Source organism: Streptosporangium amethystogenes subsp. fukuiense (assembly GCF_042665875.1).
In the GTDB taxonomy this organism is placed as follows: Bacteria; Actinomycetota; Actinomycetes; order Streptosporangiales; family Streptosporangiaceae; genus Streptosporangium; species Streptosporangium fukuiense.
Genome location: NZ_JBHTEE010000001.1, coordinates 1021271 through 1039042, shown reverse-complemented (window position 1 = coordinate 1039042; position 17772 = coordinate 1021271). Strand labels below are relative to the sequence as shown.

Genomic DNA, 17772 nt, shown 5'->3' with positions numbered 1-17772 from the left:
TAACTCGCACGTAATAGAGATCGTCAAGTCACGATCGAATAACAGCAGGCGCGGTGGGTGGCGTCCCGACCGGCGGCGAGGGCCGTCAGGAACGCAGGTAGGCCAGGACCGCCAGGACGCGGCGGTGCTGGTCGCCGTCCTCGGCGTACAGGCCGAGCTTGGCGAAGATGCTGCGGATGTGCTTCTCCACGGCCCCGTCACTGATCACCAGCTGACGGCCGATGGCGGGGTTGGATCTGCCCTCGGCCATCAGGCCGAGCACCTCGCGCTCGCGCGGGGTGAGCTGGGCGAGGGGGTCGTCACGGCGGCGCCGCACCATCAGCTGTGCCACCACCTGGGGGTCGAAGACCGTGCCGCCGGCCGCGACGGTGCGCAGGCCCGCCATGAAGTCGTCCACGTCCACGACGCGGTCCTTGAGCAGGTATCCCACCGCGCCCCTGGCGTCGGCGAGCAGGTCGTCGGCATAGGAGACCTCCACGTACTGGGACAGGATCAGCACCGGCGCCCCCGGCACCTTCCGGCGCGCCTCGACGGCCGCCCGCAGCCCCTCGTCCGTGAAGCCGGGCGGCATCCGCACGTCCACCACCGAGACGTCGGGCCGGTGCTCGGCGACGGCGGCCACCAGCCGGTCACCGTCCCCCACCGCGGCGACCACCTGGCAGCCGAACTCCTCCAGGAGCCTGATCAGGCCCTCCCTGATGAGCACCGCATCGTCGGCCACGACTACCCGCACGGAACCTCCGCCACTATGACCGTCGGCCCTCCGACGGGTGAATCGACAGCCAGCTCGCCGTCGACCGCCTTCAGGCGGTCACCGAGACCGGACAGGCCATGCCCCTTGGCGACATGTGCGCCGCCGACCCCATCATCCCCGATTGTCAGCATCAGGAAGTCACCCGTCCTGGTCAGCGTCACGGTGCAGATCGTGGCGTGGCTGTGCTTGGCGACGTTGGTGAGGCACTCCGCGACGACGAAGTAGACGCTGTTCTCCACGGCGGCGGGGAACCGTCCCTCCACCTGGACGTCCAGCTCGACGGGGACGGTGCAGCGCCCGGCGAGCGCGGCGAGCGCGGGAGCCAGGCCGCGGTCGCTGAGGACCGGGGGGGCGATGCCGCGAGAGAGGGCACGCAGCTCGTCCAGCGTCTCGCGGGTGGAGGTGATGGCCTGGCCGAGCATCTGCTCGACCCCCGCCGGGTCGCGCCTGAGCTGGCGCTGTGCCCGTGACAGGTCCATGGCCAGGGAGACCAGGCGCTGCTGCGGCCCGTCATGGATGTCGCGCTCCAGCCGGCGCAGCGCGTTGGCCTCGGCCGACACCGCGGCGGCCCGGCCCTCGGCCAGGTCGTCGATGCGATCGTGCAGCTCGGCCACCCCGGTCAGCAGGGCCCTGCCGAGCCCGGCCTGGATGAGCGCGGCGCTTCGCACGACCGGCGAGAGGGTGATCGCGAACAGCACGCCGATGACCGTGTTGATCACCACCTCGACCCAGAGACTGTTCCCCAGGCCGAGGAGCGGGCCGAGCCCGCCGTCGTTGCCGGGGATGGCGTAGACGATCCACCCGTAGAGCGGGTAGGTGAGGCCGAGGATCGTCCCGGCCCACCAGACCACCGCGAAGACGAAGGTCACGATGGAGATCGGGAAGGCCACGATGCCATAGAGCAGGTCGAGCCAGGACTGGCCGTTGGTGAGCGGGTTGATCATCTTGCGGAACCATCCGGCGTCCTGCGGGGCAGGCCGGTACCTCGGCCTGGCGACGGGGCGGCCGAGCACCTCGGGCAGCCAGCGCCGCTCGACGTCCGCGAAGCCCCGGGCGACCAGGAGTGTCGTCGCGAGGACGGGCAGGCCCACGAACACCACGACCAGGCCCGTCCCGGCGGAGAAACCGGCCACCATGAGGACGAACCAGATGACGGAGAGGGGAAAGCCCACGACCAGGTAGCGGGTGTCGGAGCCGATGCGGCGGAGGAGGGTTCTCATACCGCCAACGCTATGAGTACGGGCCACCGCAATCGACCCTGCGCACCCGCTTACCGGGGTGGGGCCAGCACTACCCCCGAGGGTGGGGAGATCCGGCGAGAAGACTGCTGCGTGCGTCACTGCGCCGCCGGGGTCCCGGCGGGAGGCTTTTCACACAGCCTTTCCCGAGGTTTCCAGCTCGCCCTCCCGAAGAATCGAGACCCCCTTGACCGCCGTGATCCCCGGCCCGGCAACACGTCCGACAGCCCGCACGGCACCGGCGCCCGCCGGTCGTGACCCGTTCATCGACGTGCTCCGTGTGTTCGGCATGGCCCTGGTGGTGCTCCAGCACTGGAGCATGCCGGTGCTCTCCTTCGCCGACGGCCGGATCACCACCGGCAACGCGCTGGCCACCGGGAACGGCTGGATGATCACATGGATCAGCCAGGTGATGCCGCTGGTCTTCTTCGCCGGGGGTGCGGCAAGCGCGATCAGCAGGCGCGCCGCCGTACGGCGCGGTGACACCGCTCCCGCCTGGCTGGCGACGCGCCTGCGTCGCCTGGCCTGGCCGGTGGTGCCGCTGGCGGCGGTCTGGCTGCCCCTCCCCCACCTGCTCCTGACGCTCGGCATGCCGGAGCAGCCGGTCATCACCGCCTCGCGGCTGGCCGGACAGCTTCTCTGGTTCCTGGCGATCTATCTTGTCGCGGTGGCGCTGACCCCGCCGATGCTCAGGCTCAACATGGCGTACGGCTGGCGGGTGCCGGCCACGCTGGCGGCGGGGGCGGTGGCGGTGGACCTCCTGCGCTTCACCAGCGGTCTGGACGTGGCGGGTCTCCCCAACATCGTGCTGATCTGGCTGGCGGTGCACCAGCTCGGCTTCCTGTACGCCGACGGGCGGCTGGGCCGCCCCTGGATCCTGGCGGCGGCCGGGTACGGTCTGGCCGCGGCGCTGGTGACCTTCGGCCCCTACCCGCTCAGCATGATCGGGATGCCGGGTGCCGCCGTCTCCAACATGGCACCGCCCACGCTCGCGCTGCTCTCGGTCGGGGTCGGCCAGATCGGGCTGGCGCTGGGGCTGCGCCGCTGGATCGTCTCATTCGCGGAGTGGCCCGGGGTGGCGAGGATGCTCGGCTGGGCCGGCGGCCGGATGATGACCCTCTATCTGTGGCACATGAGCGCGCTGTTCGTCATCGTCTCGATGGTCGTGGTCGGTCTGGGAGTCTCCACCCCCCAGCCGGGCACCTCGGCCTGGGTCTCCGGCTGGCCGCACTGGCTGCTCATGCTCGCCCTGGCGATGTGGCCGCTGCTGCGGGGTCTCGCGCGGTTCGAGGCGCCCCCCTCGGCCAGGCCGTACACCGGGGGGATGGCCAGGATCGTCGTGGCCACCGTGCTGGTGGGACTGGGGCTGCTCACACTCACCGCGCTCGGCTTCGTCCCGGGGACGGCCCCGCTGCTCGGGGCGGGCGCGATCGTGGCGGGCCTGGCGCTCACCGGCCCGTCCTTTCGCACCTCGCCCGCCTCACGGGCGGACGTTCCCGGACCGCGTCCGCTCCCGGATCACCCTCGGCACGCCTGACGGCTCCGGCACCTCAGCCGACATCAAGTCCTTTTAGTAGCTGTTTATGCCAAAAAAAGTGATCATAACTACATAACGTTACATATTTTACGCGAAATGTAATGCCGACCATCGCCGCCCCCGGTTCGACCACCACAAGTTCTTCGGCAGTATTGGAACTGTGAGCCTTGTAGACCGCCTGCCAGAAGAGATCGACGCCGATCCCGATGCCATCTTCGACGCCTTCGTCGAATGGAACTCCGAGCGAGGGCTGACCCTCTACCCCGCACAGGAGGAGGCGCTGATCGAGGTGGTCTCGGGGAACAACCTGATCCTGGCCACCCCCACCGGCTCGGGCAAGAGCCTGGTCGCCGCCGGAGCCCACTTCACCGCGCTGACCAAGGATGTCCGTACCTTCTACACCGCCCCGATCAAGGCACTGGTGTCCGAGAAGTTCTTCGACCTGTGCGAGGTCTTCGGCACCGAGAACGTCGGGATGATGACCGGCGACGCGAGTGTGAACCCCGGGGCACCGATCATCTGCTGCACCGCGGAGATCCTCGCCAACGTCGCACTGCGCGACGGCGCACAGGCCGACATCGGCCAGGTGGTGATGGACGAGTTCCACTTCTACTCCGAACCCGACCGCGGCTGGGCCTGGCAGGTGCCACTCCTGGAACTGCCGAACGTGCAGTTCGTTCTGATGTCGGCGACACTGGGCGACGTCACCAGGTTCGAGGAGGACCTCACCCGGCGCACCGGCAGGCCCACCGCCGTGGTGAAGAACGCCGAGCGCCCGGTCCCGCTGGTCTACTCCTACCGGATGACCCCCCTCCACGAGACGCTGGAGGAGATGCTCACCACCAACCAGTACCCGGTCTACGTCGTCCACTTCACCCAGGCCTCGGCCATGGAGCGGGCGCAGGCGCTGATGAGCATCAACATGTCGACCAAGGCCGAGAAGGAGGCGATCGCCTCCATGATCGGCCACTTCCGGTTCACCACCAGGTTCGGCAAGGCGCTCTCCCGCCTGGTGCGGCACGGCATCGGCGTACACCACGCCGGGATGCTCCCGAAGTACCGCCGCCTGGTGGAGCGGCTCGCCCAGGCAGGCCTGCTGAAGGTCATCTGCGGCACCGACACGCTCGGCGTCGGCGTCAACGTCCCGATCAGGACCGTGCTCTTCACCGCGCTGTCGAAGTACGACGGCAACAGGGTGCGGCGGCTGCGCGCCCGCGAGTTCCACCAGATCGCCGGACGGGCCGGGCGAGCCGGATTCGACACCATCGGCTACGTCGTCTGCCAGGCCCCCGACCACGTGGTGGAGAACGAGAAGGCACTGGCCAAGATCGGCGACGACCCCAAGCGGCGGCGCGGATTCGCCCGCAAGAAGCCGCCGGAGGGCTTCGTGGGCTGGAGCGAGGAGACCTTCGAGAAGCTGCAGAGCGCCGAACCGGAGCCGCTGAACTCCCGGTTCAAGGTCAGCAACGCCATGCTCCTCGCGGTGATCAACCGGCCCGGCGACTGCTACGCGGCCATGCGCCACCTGCTCACCGACAACCACGAGGACCGCAAGTGGCAGCGGCGGCACATCAGCCAGGCCATCGCGATCTACCGGTCGCTGCTGGCCGGAGGCGTGGTGGAGAAGCTGGACGAGCCCGACGAGCACGGCCGGATGGCCCGCCTGACCGTCGACCTGCAGGAGGACTTCGCGCTTAACCAGGCGCTCTCCACCTTCGCGCTGGCCACCCTCGAACTGCTCGACATCCAGGCGCCGAACTACGCCCTGGACATGGTCTCGATCATCGAGTCGATTCTCGACGACCCCCGCCAGATCCTGTCCGCGCAGCTCAACAAGGCGCGCGGCGAGGCGGTGGCGCAGATGAAGGCCGACGGCATCGAGTACGAGGAGCGGATGGAGCTCCTCAACGAAGTGACCTATCCGATGCCGCTGGCCGACATGCTGCTGGGCGCGTACGAGACCTACCGGCGCGGCCATCCCTGGGTGGGCGACTACACGGTCAGTCCCAAGAGCGTCATCCGCGACATGTACGAGCGGGCGATGACCTTCGCCGACTACGTGCAGTTCTACGAGCTGACCCGGTCCGAGGGCACGGTCCTTCGCTATCTCGCCGACGCCTACCGCACCCTGTCGCGGACCATTCCCGAGCACCTCAAGACCGAGGACCTGGTCGACCTCATCGAGTGGCTCGGCGAACTGGTCCGGCAGGTCGACTCCAGCCTGCTGGACGAGTGGGAGCAGCTGCAGAACCCGACCGGGGAGCTGGAGGCGCCCTCCCTGGAGGAGAGCACCAAGCCGGTCACCGCCAACACCCGCGCGTTCCGCGTGCTGGTCCGCAACGCGATGTTCCGCCTGATCGAGCTGGCCGCCCTGGAGAACGAGCAGGAACTGGAGCAACTGGCCCCCGACGTCGACTGGGGCGCCGCGCTCGACGCCTACTACGAGGACCATGAGGAGATCGGCACCGGCCCGGACGCCCGAGGGCCCGGCCTGCTCCGCATCGAGGAGGAGAAGGAGTTCTGGCGGGTCCGCCAGGTCGTCTCCGATCCGGCCGGCGACGGCGACTGGGGCATCGACGCCCAGGTCGACCTGGCCGCCTCCGACGAGGAGGGCCGCGCCGTGGTCCACGTCATCGGCCTGAACCGCCTCTGACATCCCCGAGGCGGGCCCCCGCTCGCCGTGCTCGTCCTGGCTCCTCGATTGCCCGAGAGCGCGGAAACACCGGGCTCGACCGGCGAGAATGACGGGATGAGCGACGAAGCGATCAGGCAGGTGCTCGGCCTGCTCTACCAGGAGGACACGCTACGGGTGCTGGCGACCCTGGCACTGGGCGGCAAGCCCGAGGAGGAGTCCGGCCTCGACGGGGAGGCGGTCAGGCGCGCGCTGGACCGCCTGGAACGCGGCGGACTCGCCGTTCGGGGGGAGGGCGGCGAGTGGCAGGTGCGGCGCGAGCGGTTCCGCGAGCTGCTGCACACCACGGCCAGGCCCGCGTCCCCGGTCTCTCCCGAGGAGAAGGTGCTGCGCTCCTTCCTCGTCGAGGGGCGGCTGCGGGCGATCCCCAGCAAGCGGGACAAGCAGTTGGTCGTGCTCGACTACGTGGTCCAGGTCTTCGAGCCGGGGGTCCGCTACCCGGAGAAGGAGGTCAACGTCGCACTGCGCGCCTTCCACGACGACTACGCGGCGCTGCGCCGCTACCTGGTCGACGAGGGCATGCTCAGCAGGCAGAACAACGTCTACTGGCGCAGCGGCGGCTCCGTCGAAGCCTGAATCAGCCGTAGTACCTCCTCGCGCCGTCGTGCAGGGGCACCGGCTCGGTCTTCCGCGCGTTGTCGCGGCTGATCTCCCCGGCCACGGGATGGATCTTCTCCAGCTCCGCCCTGCGCTCGAAGAGCAGCCTCGTCAGGCTCTCCACCAGGGCGGGGTCCATCCTCTCGTGCACCACGAGCAGGTTGGGCACCGAGATGGTCGACACGTCCGAGGGGGTGTCGTAGACGTCCTTGGCGATCGTGCCCGGGGCGTACGCCGAGCCGTGCTCGGCGCGCATCGCGGGCAGCACCCCGTCCAGCGGTACGAAGGCGACCTGGCCTCTGAGCGAGGTCAGCAGATCGGTGATGCCCGGTGTCGGCAGGCCACCCGACCAGACCAGGGCGTCGAGGTCACCGTCCTTGAGGGCCTGCACGCTCTCCGGCAGTCCCAGCGACTGACGGGTGATGTCCTCCTCCGGGTCGAGTCCGGCCGCCTTCAGCAGGCGTAGCGCGATCACCTCGGTGCCGGAGTTGGGCGAGCCGGTGGAGACCCGTTTGCCCCTGAGATCTGCGACGGACCTCACTCCGGAACCGGTGGTGGCGACCACCTGCGTGTGGTTGTCGTAAAGGCGGGCGACGGCGCGGATCGGTTGGGGCGCGCCGAAGGAGCCCTTGCCCGTGACGGCGTCGGCGGCGGAGTCGGCCAGGGTGAAGGCGATGTCGGAGTCACCCCTGACGATCCGCTGGATGTTCTCCACCGAGGCGCCGGTCGCCTCGGCCGTTGCCTGATAGCCGGGGATGTTCTTGCCGATCTGGTCGGCCAGCCCCCCGCCGAGGACGTAGTAGACGCCCGTGGTGTTGCCGGTGGCGATCGACAGCCTCTTGCCCGTGGCCTGGTCGGCCGACCTGTCTCCGCCACAGCCGGCCAGGAACAGCAGCCCCGCCGCCAGCAGGGCGATCCCGCGTCTGACTGTCAATGCTCCGCCTCTCGTTCGCGTGTCACCAGATGGAGGGAGACGGCCACGATCAGAAGCACCGCTCCGGCGAGCGCGGGCAGCGGCGACAGGAACAGCAGCAGGATCGCCGCCACCGCGCACAGCACCCGCTCGACCGGCCCTGCCGGACCGAGCAGCCGCCCGCCGGTGGCGGCGGCCAGCGCGGCGACCGCCACCGCCGAGACCGCCGTGGCCGCCAGGATCTCCCCGAACGTGCCCTGGGCCAGCAGCCCGGCCCCACCTGGGGTCAGCACGAAGGCGAAAGGCACCAGGAACGCGGGAAGGGTGTACTTCCAGGTGGTCATCATGGTCCGGTAGGCGTTGCCCCCGGTGATGGCCGAGGCCGCGAAGGCCGACAGCGCCGTGGGCGGACTGACCTCCGACAGCACCGCGTAGTAGAAGATGAACATGTATGCCTCGGCCTGACTGACACCGAGATCCGTCAGCGCGGGTCCGATGACGACCGCCGCGATGACGAACGACGCGGTCACCGGCACCGCCAGACCGAGCACGAGCACCGCGACCGCGCACAGCAACGCGGTGACGGCGAGGAGCCCGCCCGAGGCGCCGACGATCAGGGAACTCGCCTTGAGACCCAGCCCGGTGAGCGTGACGACGGCGACGATCAGCCCGGCGGCGGCGCAGGTCGCCGCGACCGGCAGCACCCCGGTCGTCCCCGCGGCCAGGGCCCTGGCCGCCCTGCGGGGGGTCAGGGCGTGCTCGGAGTCGAGGAAGGAGAGCACGAGGGCGAGCAGCGTGGCGTACACCACGGCGCGGAACGGCGACTGGCCGAGTGCCATCAGGACGACGATCACGAACAGCGAGCTGAAGTGGTAGCCGAACCGCCTGATCAGCGGCCAGAGGCTCGGCGCGTCCACCTCGACCGCCCGTGTCCCGTACCTGCGGGCGTCCATCTCGATGGCCAGGAAGACGCCCAGGTAGTACAGGACGGTGGGAATGGTGGCGTAGAGCAGCACCGTCAGGTAGCTCACCCGCATGTACTCGGCGATGATGAACGCCGCGGCGCCGAGGGTCGGGGGCGACAGGATCGCTCCGATGCCCGCCGCCGCGAGCACTCCGCCCCCCTGCTCGGGCGGGTATCCGGCCCGGCGCAGAATCGGCCAGGCGACGCTGCCCACGCTCACCGTCGTCGCGACGCCGGAACCGCTGACCGTACCGAGCAGGAATCCGGCGAGGGTGACCGTGCGGCCCGGCGCCGAGCGCGAGCGGCGGAACGCGGCCAGTGAGACGTCCACGAAGAACTTCCCCGCCCCGGAGTGGTCGAGGACGGCACCGTAGACGGTGAACAGGATGATGTAGGTGGCCGCCACGTCGAGCGGCACGCCGTACACGCCGTCGGTGCCCATCACGAACGAGACGACGATCCGGTCGAGGTCGTAGCCGCGGTGCCCGACGGCCCAGTCGAAGGGCAGGTAGCCACCGTAGTAGGCGTAGGCGGCGAACCCGACGCAGACCGCGGGCAGTATCCAGCCGACGGTGCGCCGGCAGGCCTCAAGCACCAGCAGGACGATGACCGCCCCGGCCGCCACGTCGAGGGTCGTCGGCTCGAAGGCGCGCCGGATGAAGTCGTCGAAGACCGCCAGCGGGTAGAGGCAGGCCACGAGCGCCAGCGCGGCGAGCGCCCAGTCGTCGGCGCCCGGCCGGTCGGTGCCCCGCCGCCCCGGCTTGTAACAGACGAAGGTGAGCGGCAGCACGACCGCGAGGAAGAGCATCCGGTACGGGAGAACGGGGCCGGGCCGGAACGCGCGGTAGAGGACGTACAGCGACAGGCCGAGGGCGACCAGCGTGACGGCCTGTGCCACCCGGCCGGAGAGGCGCCGGGCGGGCCGTTCCGCGTCGAACTCCGCGATCAACTCATCCGCTGATGTGGTGTTCGTCAACCGTCGTCTCCACGTGTGAGCCGCGATATTCGACTGCAGGTTATCGAGAAGGTTGACTCTTATCTGTCAGAACGGGTCACAGTCGCGTCACGCCCGCCCCGCGGGAGACCTCTGCTCCGACGGCGAGGCGAGCGTCAGACGGCAGGATCGGGACGCGCGACCACCGATGGCGGCCGGCCGAGGGAGGGCGCGGTCAGCCGCCCGAGGTGTCGGTCTCGGCGTCGGCGCTGGGAACCGCGAGATCGTAGGGGTCGTCGAGCCAGCCGGCGGGCAGGTGAACGCGATCGCGCGGATTGGTCTTGCCCCGGGGGACGTCCACGCCCTCGGGCCAGGGCTGGTCGGCGTCGAGTTCGGCGAGCCCCTCCCGCAGACCGGCCAGGGTCTCGGAGGTGGCCAGGCGGCGACGGAGGGCGGAGCCGACGGTGAAGCCCTTGAGATACCAGCCGACGTGCTTGCGGAAGTCGGCCACGGCGTGCGGCTCGCTCTCGAAGCACTCGGCCAGCAGGGTGGCGTGCCGGTCCATGGTCGCGGCGACCTCGCCCAGCCGGGGACGGAGCCGCGCGTCGCCGCCCTCGCACATGGCCGCCAGGTCGGCGAAGAGCCACGGGCGTCCCAGGCACCCCCGGCCGACGACGACGCCGTCACACCCGGTCTCGTCCATCATGCGGCGCGCGTCGCCGGCACTCCAGATGTCGCCGTTGCCGAGCACCGGGATCTCCGGCACGCTCTCCTTGAGCCGCGCGATCGCCTCCCAGTCGGCGGTTCCGCCGTAGTGCTGGATCGCGGTGCGGCCGTGCAGCGCGATCGCGGAGACGCCCTCCTCCACGGCGATCCGCCCGGCGTCCAGATAGGTCAGGTGGTCGTCGTCGATGCCCTTGCGCATCTTCATGGTCACCGGCAGCGTCCCGGCGTTGCGCACCGCCTCGCGCAGGATCTTCCGGAGCAGGTTCCGCTTGTACGGCAGGGCGGAGCCGCCGCCCTTGCGGGTCACCTTGGGCACCGGGCAGCCGAAGTTGAGATCGACGTGGTCGGCCAGGTCCTCCTCGGCGATCATGCGGACGGCCCTGCCGACCGTCACCGGGTCGATCCCGTAGAGCTGGAGGCTGCGGGGACGCTCGTCGGGCTCGAAGCGGATCATCTTCAACGTCTTGGGGCTACGTTCCACCAGCGCCCGTGTCGTGATCATTTCGCAGACGAACAGACCGCCGCCCTGCTCCCGGCAGAGGGCGCGGAACGCCGTGTTGGTTATCCCGGCCATCGGGGCGAGGACGACCGGCGGCCACACCTCCAGCGATCCCAGCTTCAACGACTCCACCTGGCTTTTCTACCGCACCGCGACGGACGGGACGAATCATCCGCTGGATATGGTGTACCTGGCGTAACCCGACGTGACATGGGAGGCCGCGGATGCTGCTGCGACTGCGGATCGCACTGCCCGACCAGCCGGGCTCGCTGGGGAAGGTCACCCGCGTCCTCGGCGTCGCGGGCGCGGACATCACCCAGGTGGTCGTCCTGGAGCGCGGCGAGGGCCGGGCGCTGGACGACATCACCGTCTACTGGCCCGACTCCGCTCCCAGGGAAACCCTGGTCGAGGGGTTGGAGAGCGTGCCGGGGGTGACGATCGAGGGGGTCTGGAGCACGCGCGAGGCACCGGGCACCTACCCGGAGCTGGAGATCCTCAAGTACATCAGCACGGCGGGCGATCGGGCGCTGGCCACCCTGATCGACTCCATGCCCGTGCTGTTCAGCGCCGACTGGGCCGCGGCGGCGACCGAGAAGCTCCCTCGCGCGACCGTCCACTCCAGCTGGCGGGCTCCCGAGCAGGTCCCCTTCCCCGCCGAGACCCCCGCCCGCCCGACTTCCTTCACCCTCGACTCCGGCCTGCACGTGATCGCCGCCCCGCTGCCCCCGCTGGCCCTGACCTTCCTGCTGGCCCGCGCCGACGGCCCCGCCTTCCACCGCATCGAGGTGCACCGCCTCACCCGCATCCTGGAGATCTTCCTCACCCTGCCCGCGGTGGAACGCGCCGTCGTCCGTCAGTTGCGCCACCAGACCGGCTGAGCCGCCTGCGGCCACCGGGCGGGCGGCCGAACGTACGGTTACGCAACCGCGCGGAAAACCCGCTAGAGTTCTCTCGTCGCCACCGGGAGCGAAACCCGGAGGAAACACGCGGAAGTGGCTCAGTGGTAGAGCATCACCTTGCCAAGGTGAGGGTCGCGGGTTCGAATCCCGTCTTCCGCTCGAAGGGTCTTCGGGCTCTCACTCCGGTGGAGTGGCCGAGAGGCGAGGCAACGGCCTGCAAAGCCGTCTACACGGGTTCAAATCCCGTCTCCACCTCTGGTCCTTCCCCATGCGGACGATTAGCTCAGCGGGAGAGCGCTTCCCTGACACGGAAGAGGTCACAGGTTCAATCCCTGTATCGTCCACCCACATCAAAGGCCGTTTCCCCCAGCGGGAAACGGCCTTTTTTGATCTTCTGAGCGACCAGGCCGCCTTGTCCCCGGCGGCGAGGGCCGGATCCGGTCGCCGCGCTCCGGGGCCTTGGCCCGCACCGGCCTTCGGCGGGCACACCACCGCCGTCAGCCCGCCGGGGCGGCTTCCGCGGCATGGCGTCGCCGTGGCCGCCAAAGGCGGGTCCTTCCGCGTGCGTCAGCCCGGACACGGACGGGTGGACACCTCACCGAGCCCACAGGAGTCCCCCGGCAAGGGCCTTTGGCCGGCCGTCGGCGGCGACGCACACCCGGCCGATGACGCCCGCGCCCGTCTGCTTGAGGTCCCTCGTGGCCGTTGACATGCCGGTCCAGTAGCCCACAAGTCACCTTCAAGACGGTCACGACACGCTCACCCCGAGTTGACCACGACGGATCTTCGCCGTCATCCCGGCGAACGTGGTCGCGTCCAGGTGTCCGTCCCATTCACGGGGAGACAGAATCATGCGCAGGAGACACGGCGGCGGGGGCGGCTCCCATGCCGGTCCGCCGGCATGGGACGTGGGCCGGCACGATGCCCCGGCGGACGCCTGGCAACCGCCGCCCTCTTCCTCGCGCGAGGTGAGCCGCCGATGAAGACCGCCGAGATCGTGCGCGTGACGTTGGGCAACGGGCTGCGGGTGGTCGTCGCGGAGGAGCGCTCCGCGCCCATCGCGGGCGTCGCCGTCCACTACGACGTCGGCTTCCGCGCGGAGACCGAAGACAGATCGGGCCTGGCGCACCTGTTCGAACATCTGATGTTCCAGGGGGAGGCGGGCAGCGAACTCGACCACTTTCAGCAGGTCGAGAGCATCGGGGGCTTCTGCAACGCCTCCACCCGGCAGGACTACACCGACTTCTACAACGTCGTCCCCGCCGAGGCCGCCGCCCAGGTGATCGCGCTGGAGGCCGCTCGCATGCGAGCCCCGAAGATCACCGAGCGGGCCATCCTGGCCCAGACCTCGGTCGTGCGGGAGGAGGTCCTGGGCAAGATCCGCAAGCCCTACGGCGGTTTCCCCTGGCCCAGGCTGTCACCCGTGCTCTTCCGCGACTTCGCCAACGCGCACGACGGGTACGGCGACTACACCGCCCTCCAGCAGGTCACCCTTCAGGACTGTGAGGACTTCTTCGACCGCCACTACAGCCCGGCCAACGCCGTGGTGACGGTCGCGGGCGACGTCGAGGCCGACGCGGTGCTGGAGGTCATCGGTCGCACGTTCGGGGAGATCCCGCCCCGGCCCGCCCCCACGCTCACCTCCCGCTGGGAGCCGGAACCGACCGGGCGACCGGAGGCCGGGTACACCGACGCTCTGGCGCCGCTTCCCGCCTTCGCCATCGGCCACCGGGTGCCCGACCCGGCCACTGACCCGCGAGCCCACTTCGCGCTGGCCGCCCTCGCCGACGTGCTGGCCGGAGGCTCCCAGCCGCGGCTGCGTGAGCGACTGCGGCGTGAGACGGGGCATACCATCATCTTCTCCACCCGTGTCGGTCTGTTCGACTTCCTCGACGCCCGCGACCCCGACATGTGGATCCTCACCGCGGTCCATCCGAAGGAGTTGCCGGCCGAGCAGGTGCTGGCCGCCGTGGACGCCGAACTGGAGGCGATCGGCGCGCTCGGGCCCACCGACGAGGAGGTGCCGCGCTGGCGCACCAGATGGGTCAACTCCCATCACCGGTCCATGGACCAGCTCGCCAACCGGGTGCGCATGATCGGGCGCTTCGAGCTGTTGTTCGGTGATCCCGGCCGCGTCGCGCGGCTGCCCGAGCTGTGTGCCGAGGTGACCGCCGCCGATGTGGCGGCGGCGGCGCGCGGCCTGCGCCCGGATTCCCGTGCGCTGCTCAGGGCCGTTCCCGAGGAGGGGCGATGAGTAACGCGGTCGTGGATCGCACCCTGGGGAACGGCCTGCGCCTGCTGGCCCTGCGACACGGCGTCACCCCCCTGGTCGAGGTGCGTCTTCACCTTCCCTCGCCCTGTCCGACCCGGGGCGCTCTGGCCGAGTCCGTGCTGCTGGCGGCCTGCCTGTCGCAACGGCAGGGCGCGGACGACGGCGTGGAGCTGAGCGTGGTGGCCGACGTCCACAAGATGACCGTCACCGCCTCCTGCTCCGTGCACGCCCTGGACTCCCTCATGTCGGCGCTGACAGAGGTGGTGGAGGGGGTGCCCGCCGAGGTGGAGTCGGTGCGTGGACAACTGATCGCGCAGCTCAGGATGGTCAGGGCTCACCCCGACATCGCGGTCAGGTCCGAGCTGGCGCGGCACCTGTTCGGCGACCACCCGCTGGCCTTCCAGATGCCGGAGGATGACGAGCTGGCCGGGATCGCAGAGCTGCGGCGCCGACCGTTCGACCCTCGCGGCGCCGTCCTGATGATCCTCTCGCCGGACGACCCCGAGCGGATGGCCGACGCCGTGGAGAAGGCGCTGGTCGGCTGGCGGCCGCTCGCACGGAGCGCACCGCCGCTGCCGCCGCCTCCCAGGATCGAGGGTGGCCGGCTGGCGCCGCTGCCGCGGCCGGGCGCGCAGCAGTCTCGCATCCGGCTGCGCGCGCAGGCGGTGACCGCGGAGCACGAGCGCTATCCGGCGCTCTTCCTGGCCTGCAACGTCCTGGGCGGCTACCTCTCCTCCCGGCTGTCGAGAAGCCTGCGTGAGGACAAGGGCTACGTGTACGGCGTCACCACGTTCTTCGACCTCCAGCACGGCAGCGGGCTGCTGGCGATCGAGGCCGACACCGCGGCCGGCACCACGAGCGCCGCGATGGAGGCGCTGGCCGCCGAGCTCTGCGGGATGCGGACGCGTCCCCCCACGGGACAGGAGATCCAGGCCGCCCGCGCCTACGCCCTCGGTTCGATGGCGACCCGCCTGGCCCCGCGCGCCGCCTTCGCCTCCTCACTCGCCGACCTGGCCGCCAAGGGCATGGACCCGCTCTGGCTGCTCGGCTTCTCGCGCCGCCTGGCCGCCGTGACGCCGGACGCCGTGGTGGCGGTGGCCGAGGAGTTCCTCGCTCCCGAGCGCTTCTCCGGCGTGGTCGTCGCGGATCCCGAAGCGCTCCCCCGCCCCCTCACCCTCACCGAGGTGGAGTAGGGACACGACGGTCAGGACCGGGCGGGCGCCGCGCCCGCCCGGTGGACGGTGCCCGGCGGCGCGTCACCGGTCGGCGGTCACCACCTCGCCAGGGGCAGCGCCGAACCGTTCATCGAGCCTTCTGGGCTGTAGACCACGCACATCACGTCGCGGTCGCCGTCGGCCCAGGTCTTCCGGGTCGGCATGACCGGGTAGAAATCCAGCCCCGAGGCCGACTCACCGCTCCAGTTGCCGTCGAACCCCCGTCGGCAACTCTCCCGGGCGAACGTGGTCAGCGCGGCCGGATCCCACGCACCATCGGGGGCGTGCACGAAGCCGTACGACTGGTTGGCCGCCTGTTCCTTGCAGGGTGTGTAGAGCACGACGACCTCGGCCGCCTCCGGGGAGTAGGCCGGGTCGGTGAAACACTCCCCCGCCTCGATGTGCAGGAGCCCGCCGGTCTCCGCGGTGATGAAGGTCTCGTCCTTGACCGTCGGTCCCGCCGGCCCCACCGTGGACGGCGGCAGGAAGAGCGTGCCGAGCACCACGAAGCCGGGAAGCAGCGTCCAGCGGCGGGCAGGTCGCCGGTCGGCGGCCTGCCGGGGGCTCGTCATCAAATACCTCCCGTTCGGGGATCTCGGCCTCGGCCCGGGAGGGGACGCGACGCCCGCTCGCACGATGTTAGGCGCGCGCCACCGAACGCGAGGGCAACGGAAAGTGTCGAGCGCACGGCCTTCCGGCCACATCAATGGTGCGTTTGGGGCCAGAGATACCAGGGAGACGGTGTTCATCCGGACGTAATGCCCTATATGGGTTTTTGTCCATCTTTTCTGGATCAATACCGACGTCCACCGCACTCCCTCGGTGGAATGTGATCCTCCCTGGAAAAGAGCTCATGATGGGCAAAGTCAAGCTGCCCCGATCCGCCGGATCCCGGCGTACCAGGCTGACGGCGGTCGGCGCTGGCGTGCTGATCGTCGGCGGCCTCGCCTTCAGCCCGGTGGCGTTCGGCGCGGCCGCGCCGCCGAAGTACCCCGCCGCCGATATCCACAAGCCCTCCCCCATGCCCGACCGGGTCATCCTCACCCCGACCACCACGCCGTCGGCCAGCCAGAAGGTCACCTGGCGGGCCGTGACCGAGGCCGAGTCCGCGCAAGCCGAGATCCTTGAGGCCCCCCGCGCGCTCGGCGGGGTCGCACCGCCCGCGGGCGCGGTCGCCAACGTCAGGGCGATCAGCACCACCCCGGTCAACACCACGCTGGGGTACGCCTCCGTCTACCACACCGTCGAGTTCACCGGCCTGAAGCCGAACACCCGCTACAGCTACCGGGTCGGCGACGGCACCAACTGGAACGAGTGGAGCGACTTCACCACCGCGGCGGCCGACCTCCAGCCGTTCTCGTTCATCTACTACGGCGACGCGCAGAACTACATCGACTCCGCGGTGCCGCGCGTCTTCCGCCAGGCGTTCGCCGAGCGCCCGCAGGCCAAGATGATCGTCAACGCCGGTGACCTCATCGACTCCGCGAACAGCGAGGAGCAGTGGGGCCAGTGGTACAAGGCCGCGGGTTTCATCGACAGCCAGGTCAACAACCTCTCGATCCCCGGCAACCACGAGTACAGCGGCGGCCTGTCCGCCTTCTGGCGTCCGCAGTTCCCCTATCCGGACAACGGACCGGGTAACCCGGAGCTGAAGCAGACCGCCTACACCGTCGACTACCAGGGCGTGCGCTTCATCGGCCTGGACTCCAACGTGCAGAGCAACGCCGCCCTGATGGCCGCGCAGGCCACCTGGCTGGAGGGGCTGCTCAAGGACAACCCGAACAAGTGGACCGTGGTGACCTTCCACCACCCCGTCTACTCCACCACCGGCACCCGCAACAACCCCGCCGTACGCGACCAGTGGGGCCCGCTGTTCGAGAAGTACGGCGTGGACCTGGTCCTCCAGGGCCACGACCACTCCTACGGCCGCGGCAACGTGGCGACCGCCCGCAAGTCGGTCACGGTCAACAACGGCGTCGCCTACGTCGTGTCCGTCTCCGGCGGCAAGATGTACGCCCTCAACAACGGCGAGAACTGGACCGGAAACGGCGCCGAGGTCGTCAGCAAGAGCCAGAACACCCAGCTCTACCAGCTGATCGACGTCGAGGCCGACAAGATCACGTTCGAGGCCCGTTACGCCAACGGCGAGCACCACGACGGCTTCGTCGTCCGGAAGAACAGCAAGGGCGAGCGCACCGTCAACGAGGTCCGCACCGCGGAGAACACCGTCGGCGAGCAGGTCGGCGTCGACAAGACCACCGTCGACCACCGCGGCGAGCTCACCGTCTCCGCGTACGGTTACGACCCGGCCGAGCGCGTCTCCGTCTCCCTGCGCAAGGCCGACGCGAACGCGCGGGGCAAGGACAAGGACAGCGTCTCGGTCGGCGTGCGGGACGCCGATGAGCTGGGCCGCCTGACCTACACCTTCCGGCTTCCGGCCAACGTGAAGAAGGGCGAGACCTACGTGGTCCACCTGGACAGCGCCAACCAGAAGATCACCAGCCCGGCCGTCACGGTCAACAAGTAGTAAGCC

13 protein-coding genes and 3 tRNA genes are annotated in these 17772 nt (G+C 70.0%); 10 read left to right on the top strand and 6 right to left on the bottom strand.

Annotated elements, in window-relative coordinates; genetic code table 11:
• Window positions 1-85: 85 nt before the first annotated feature.
• Window positions 86-733: a response regulator transcription factor gene (locus tag ACFQVD_RS04460; protein ID WP_343965288.1), complete on the bottom strand. Its 648-nt coding sequence runs from the start codon at window positions 731-733 to the stop codon at window positions 86-88.
• A complete protein-coding gene (locus ACFQVD_RS04455; RefSeq protein WP_343965286.1) occupies window positions 724-1974 on the bottom strand; it encodes a sensor histidine kinase in 1251 nt (416 codons plus the stop codon). Before ACFQVD_RS04455 ends, ACFQVD_RS04460 begins: the two co-directional genes overlap by 10 nt.
• 289 nt (window positions 1975-2263) lie before the next feature.
• On the opposite strand from ACFQVD_RS04455, the gene ACFQVD_RS04450 reads away from it, so the two are divergent.
• From ACFQVD_RS04450 to ACFQVD_RS04440, 3 genes are all read left to right on the top strand, one after another.
• Window positions 2264-3529, top strand: coding sequence for an acyltransferase family protein (locus ACFQVD_RS04450; protein ID WP_343965284.1), 1266 nt, complete (start codon window positions 2264-2266; stop codon window positions 3527-3529).
• 160 nt (window positions 3530-3689) lie between these two features.
• Window positions 3690-6182, top strand: coding sequence for a DEAD/DEAH box helicase (locus ACFQVD_RS04445; protein WP_343965282.1), 2493 nt, complete (start codon window positions 3690-3692; stop codon window positions 6180-6182).
• Window positions 6183-6278: 96 nt separating this feature from the next.
• Window positions 6279-6797 carry a DUF2087 domain-containing protein gene (locus ACFQVD_RS04440; RefSeq protein ID WP_343965280.1) on the top strand — a complete coding sequence of 173 codons (519 nt, stop codon included), beginning with the start codon at window positions 6279-6281 and terminating at the stop codon, window positions 6795-6797.
• A 1-nt stretch (window position 6798) separates the two neighbouring features.
• Here ACFQVD_RS04440 and ACFQVD_RS04435 read toward each other — a convergent pair whose 3' ends face one another.
• From ACFQVD_RS04435 to dusB, 3 genes are all read right to left on the bottom strand, one after another.
• Window positions 6799-7752: a TAXI family TRAP transporter solute-binding subunit gene (locus ACFQVD_RS04435; protein ID WP_343965278.1), complete on the bottom strand. Its 954-nt coding sequence runs from the start codon at window positions 7750-7752 to the stop codon at window positions 6799-6801.
• Complete coding sequence (locus ACFQVD_RS04430) at window positions 7749-9671, bottom strand: TRAP transporter permease (protein WP_343965276.1); 1923 nt, start codon at window positions 9669-9671, stop codon at window positions 7749-7751. Before ACFQVD_RS04430 ends, ACFQVD_RS04435 begins: the two co-directional genes overlap by 4 nt.
• A gap of 193 nt (window positions 9672-9864) precedes the next feature.
• Entirely contained in the window at window positions 9865-10986 is a 1122-nt protein-coding gene (gene dusB, locus ACFQVD_RS04425) for a tRNA dihydrouridine synthase DusB (RefSeq protein ID WP_343965274.1), read from the bottom strand.
• 92 nt (window positions 10987-11078) lie between these two features.
• Here dusB and ACFQVD_RS04420 point away from each other — a divergent pair, with 92 nt between their 5' ends.
• From ACFQVD_RS04420 to ACFQVD_RS04395, 6 genes are all read left to right on the top strand, one after another.
• Window positions 11079-11732, top strand: coding sequence for an amino acid-binding protein (locus ACFQVD_RS04420; protein WP_343965272.1), 654 nt, complete (start codon window positions 11079-11081; stop codon window positions 11730-11732).
• 108 nt (window positions 11733-11840) lie between these two features.
• Window positions 11841-11912, top strand: a tRNA-Gly gene (locus tag ACFQVD_RS04415).
• A 25-nt stretch (window positions 11913-11937) separates the two neighbouring features.
• Window positions 11938-12008 (top strand) — tRNA-Cys (locus tag ACFQVD_RS04410).
• A gap of 17 nt (window positions 12009-12025) precedes the next feature.
• Window positions 12026-12097, top strand: a tRNA-Val gene (locus tag ACFQVD_RS04405).
• A gap of 635 nt (window positions 12098-12732) precedes the next feature.
• Complete coding sequence (locus tag ACFQVD_RS04400) at window positions 12733-14007, top strand: M16 family metallopeptidase (RefSeq protein WP_343965270.1); 1275 nt, start codon at window positions 12733-12735, stop codon at window positions 14005-14007.
• Complete coding sequence (locus ACFQVD_RS04395) at window positions 14004-15218, top strand: M16 family metallopeptidase (protein ID WP_343965267.1); 1215 nt, start codon at window positions 14004-14006, stop codon at window positions 15216-15218. The genes ACFQVD_RS04400 and ACFQVD_RS04395 overlap by 4 nt, the downstream gene beginning before the upstream one ends.
• A gap of 77 nt (window positions 15219-15295) precedes the next feature.
• Here ACFQVD_RS04395 and ACFQVD_RS04390 read toward each other — a convergent pair whose 3' ends face one another.
• Complete coding sequence (locus ACFQVD_RS04390) at window positions 15296-15811, bottom strand: hypothetical protein (RefSeq protein ID WP_343965265.1); 516 nt, start codon at window positions 15809-15811, stop codon at window positions 15296-15298.
• A 281-nt stretch (window positions 15812-16092) separates the two neighbouring features.
• On the opposite strand from ACFQVD_RS04390, the gene ACFQVD_RS04385 reads away from it, so the two are divergent.
• A complete protein-coding gene (locus tag ACFQVD_RS04385) occupies window positions 16093-17766 on the top strand; it encodes a metallophosphoesterase (protein ID WP_386368398.1) in 1674 nt (557 codons plus the stop codon).
• Window positions 17767-17772: the final 6 nt, after the last annotated feature.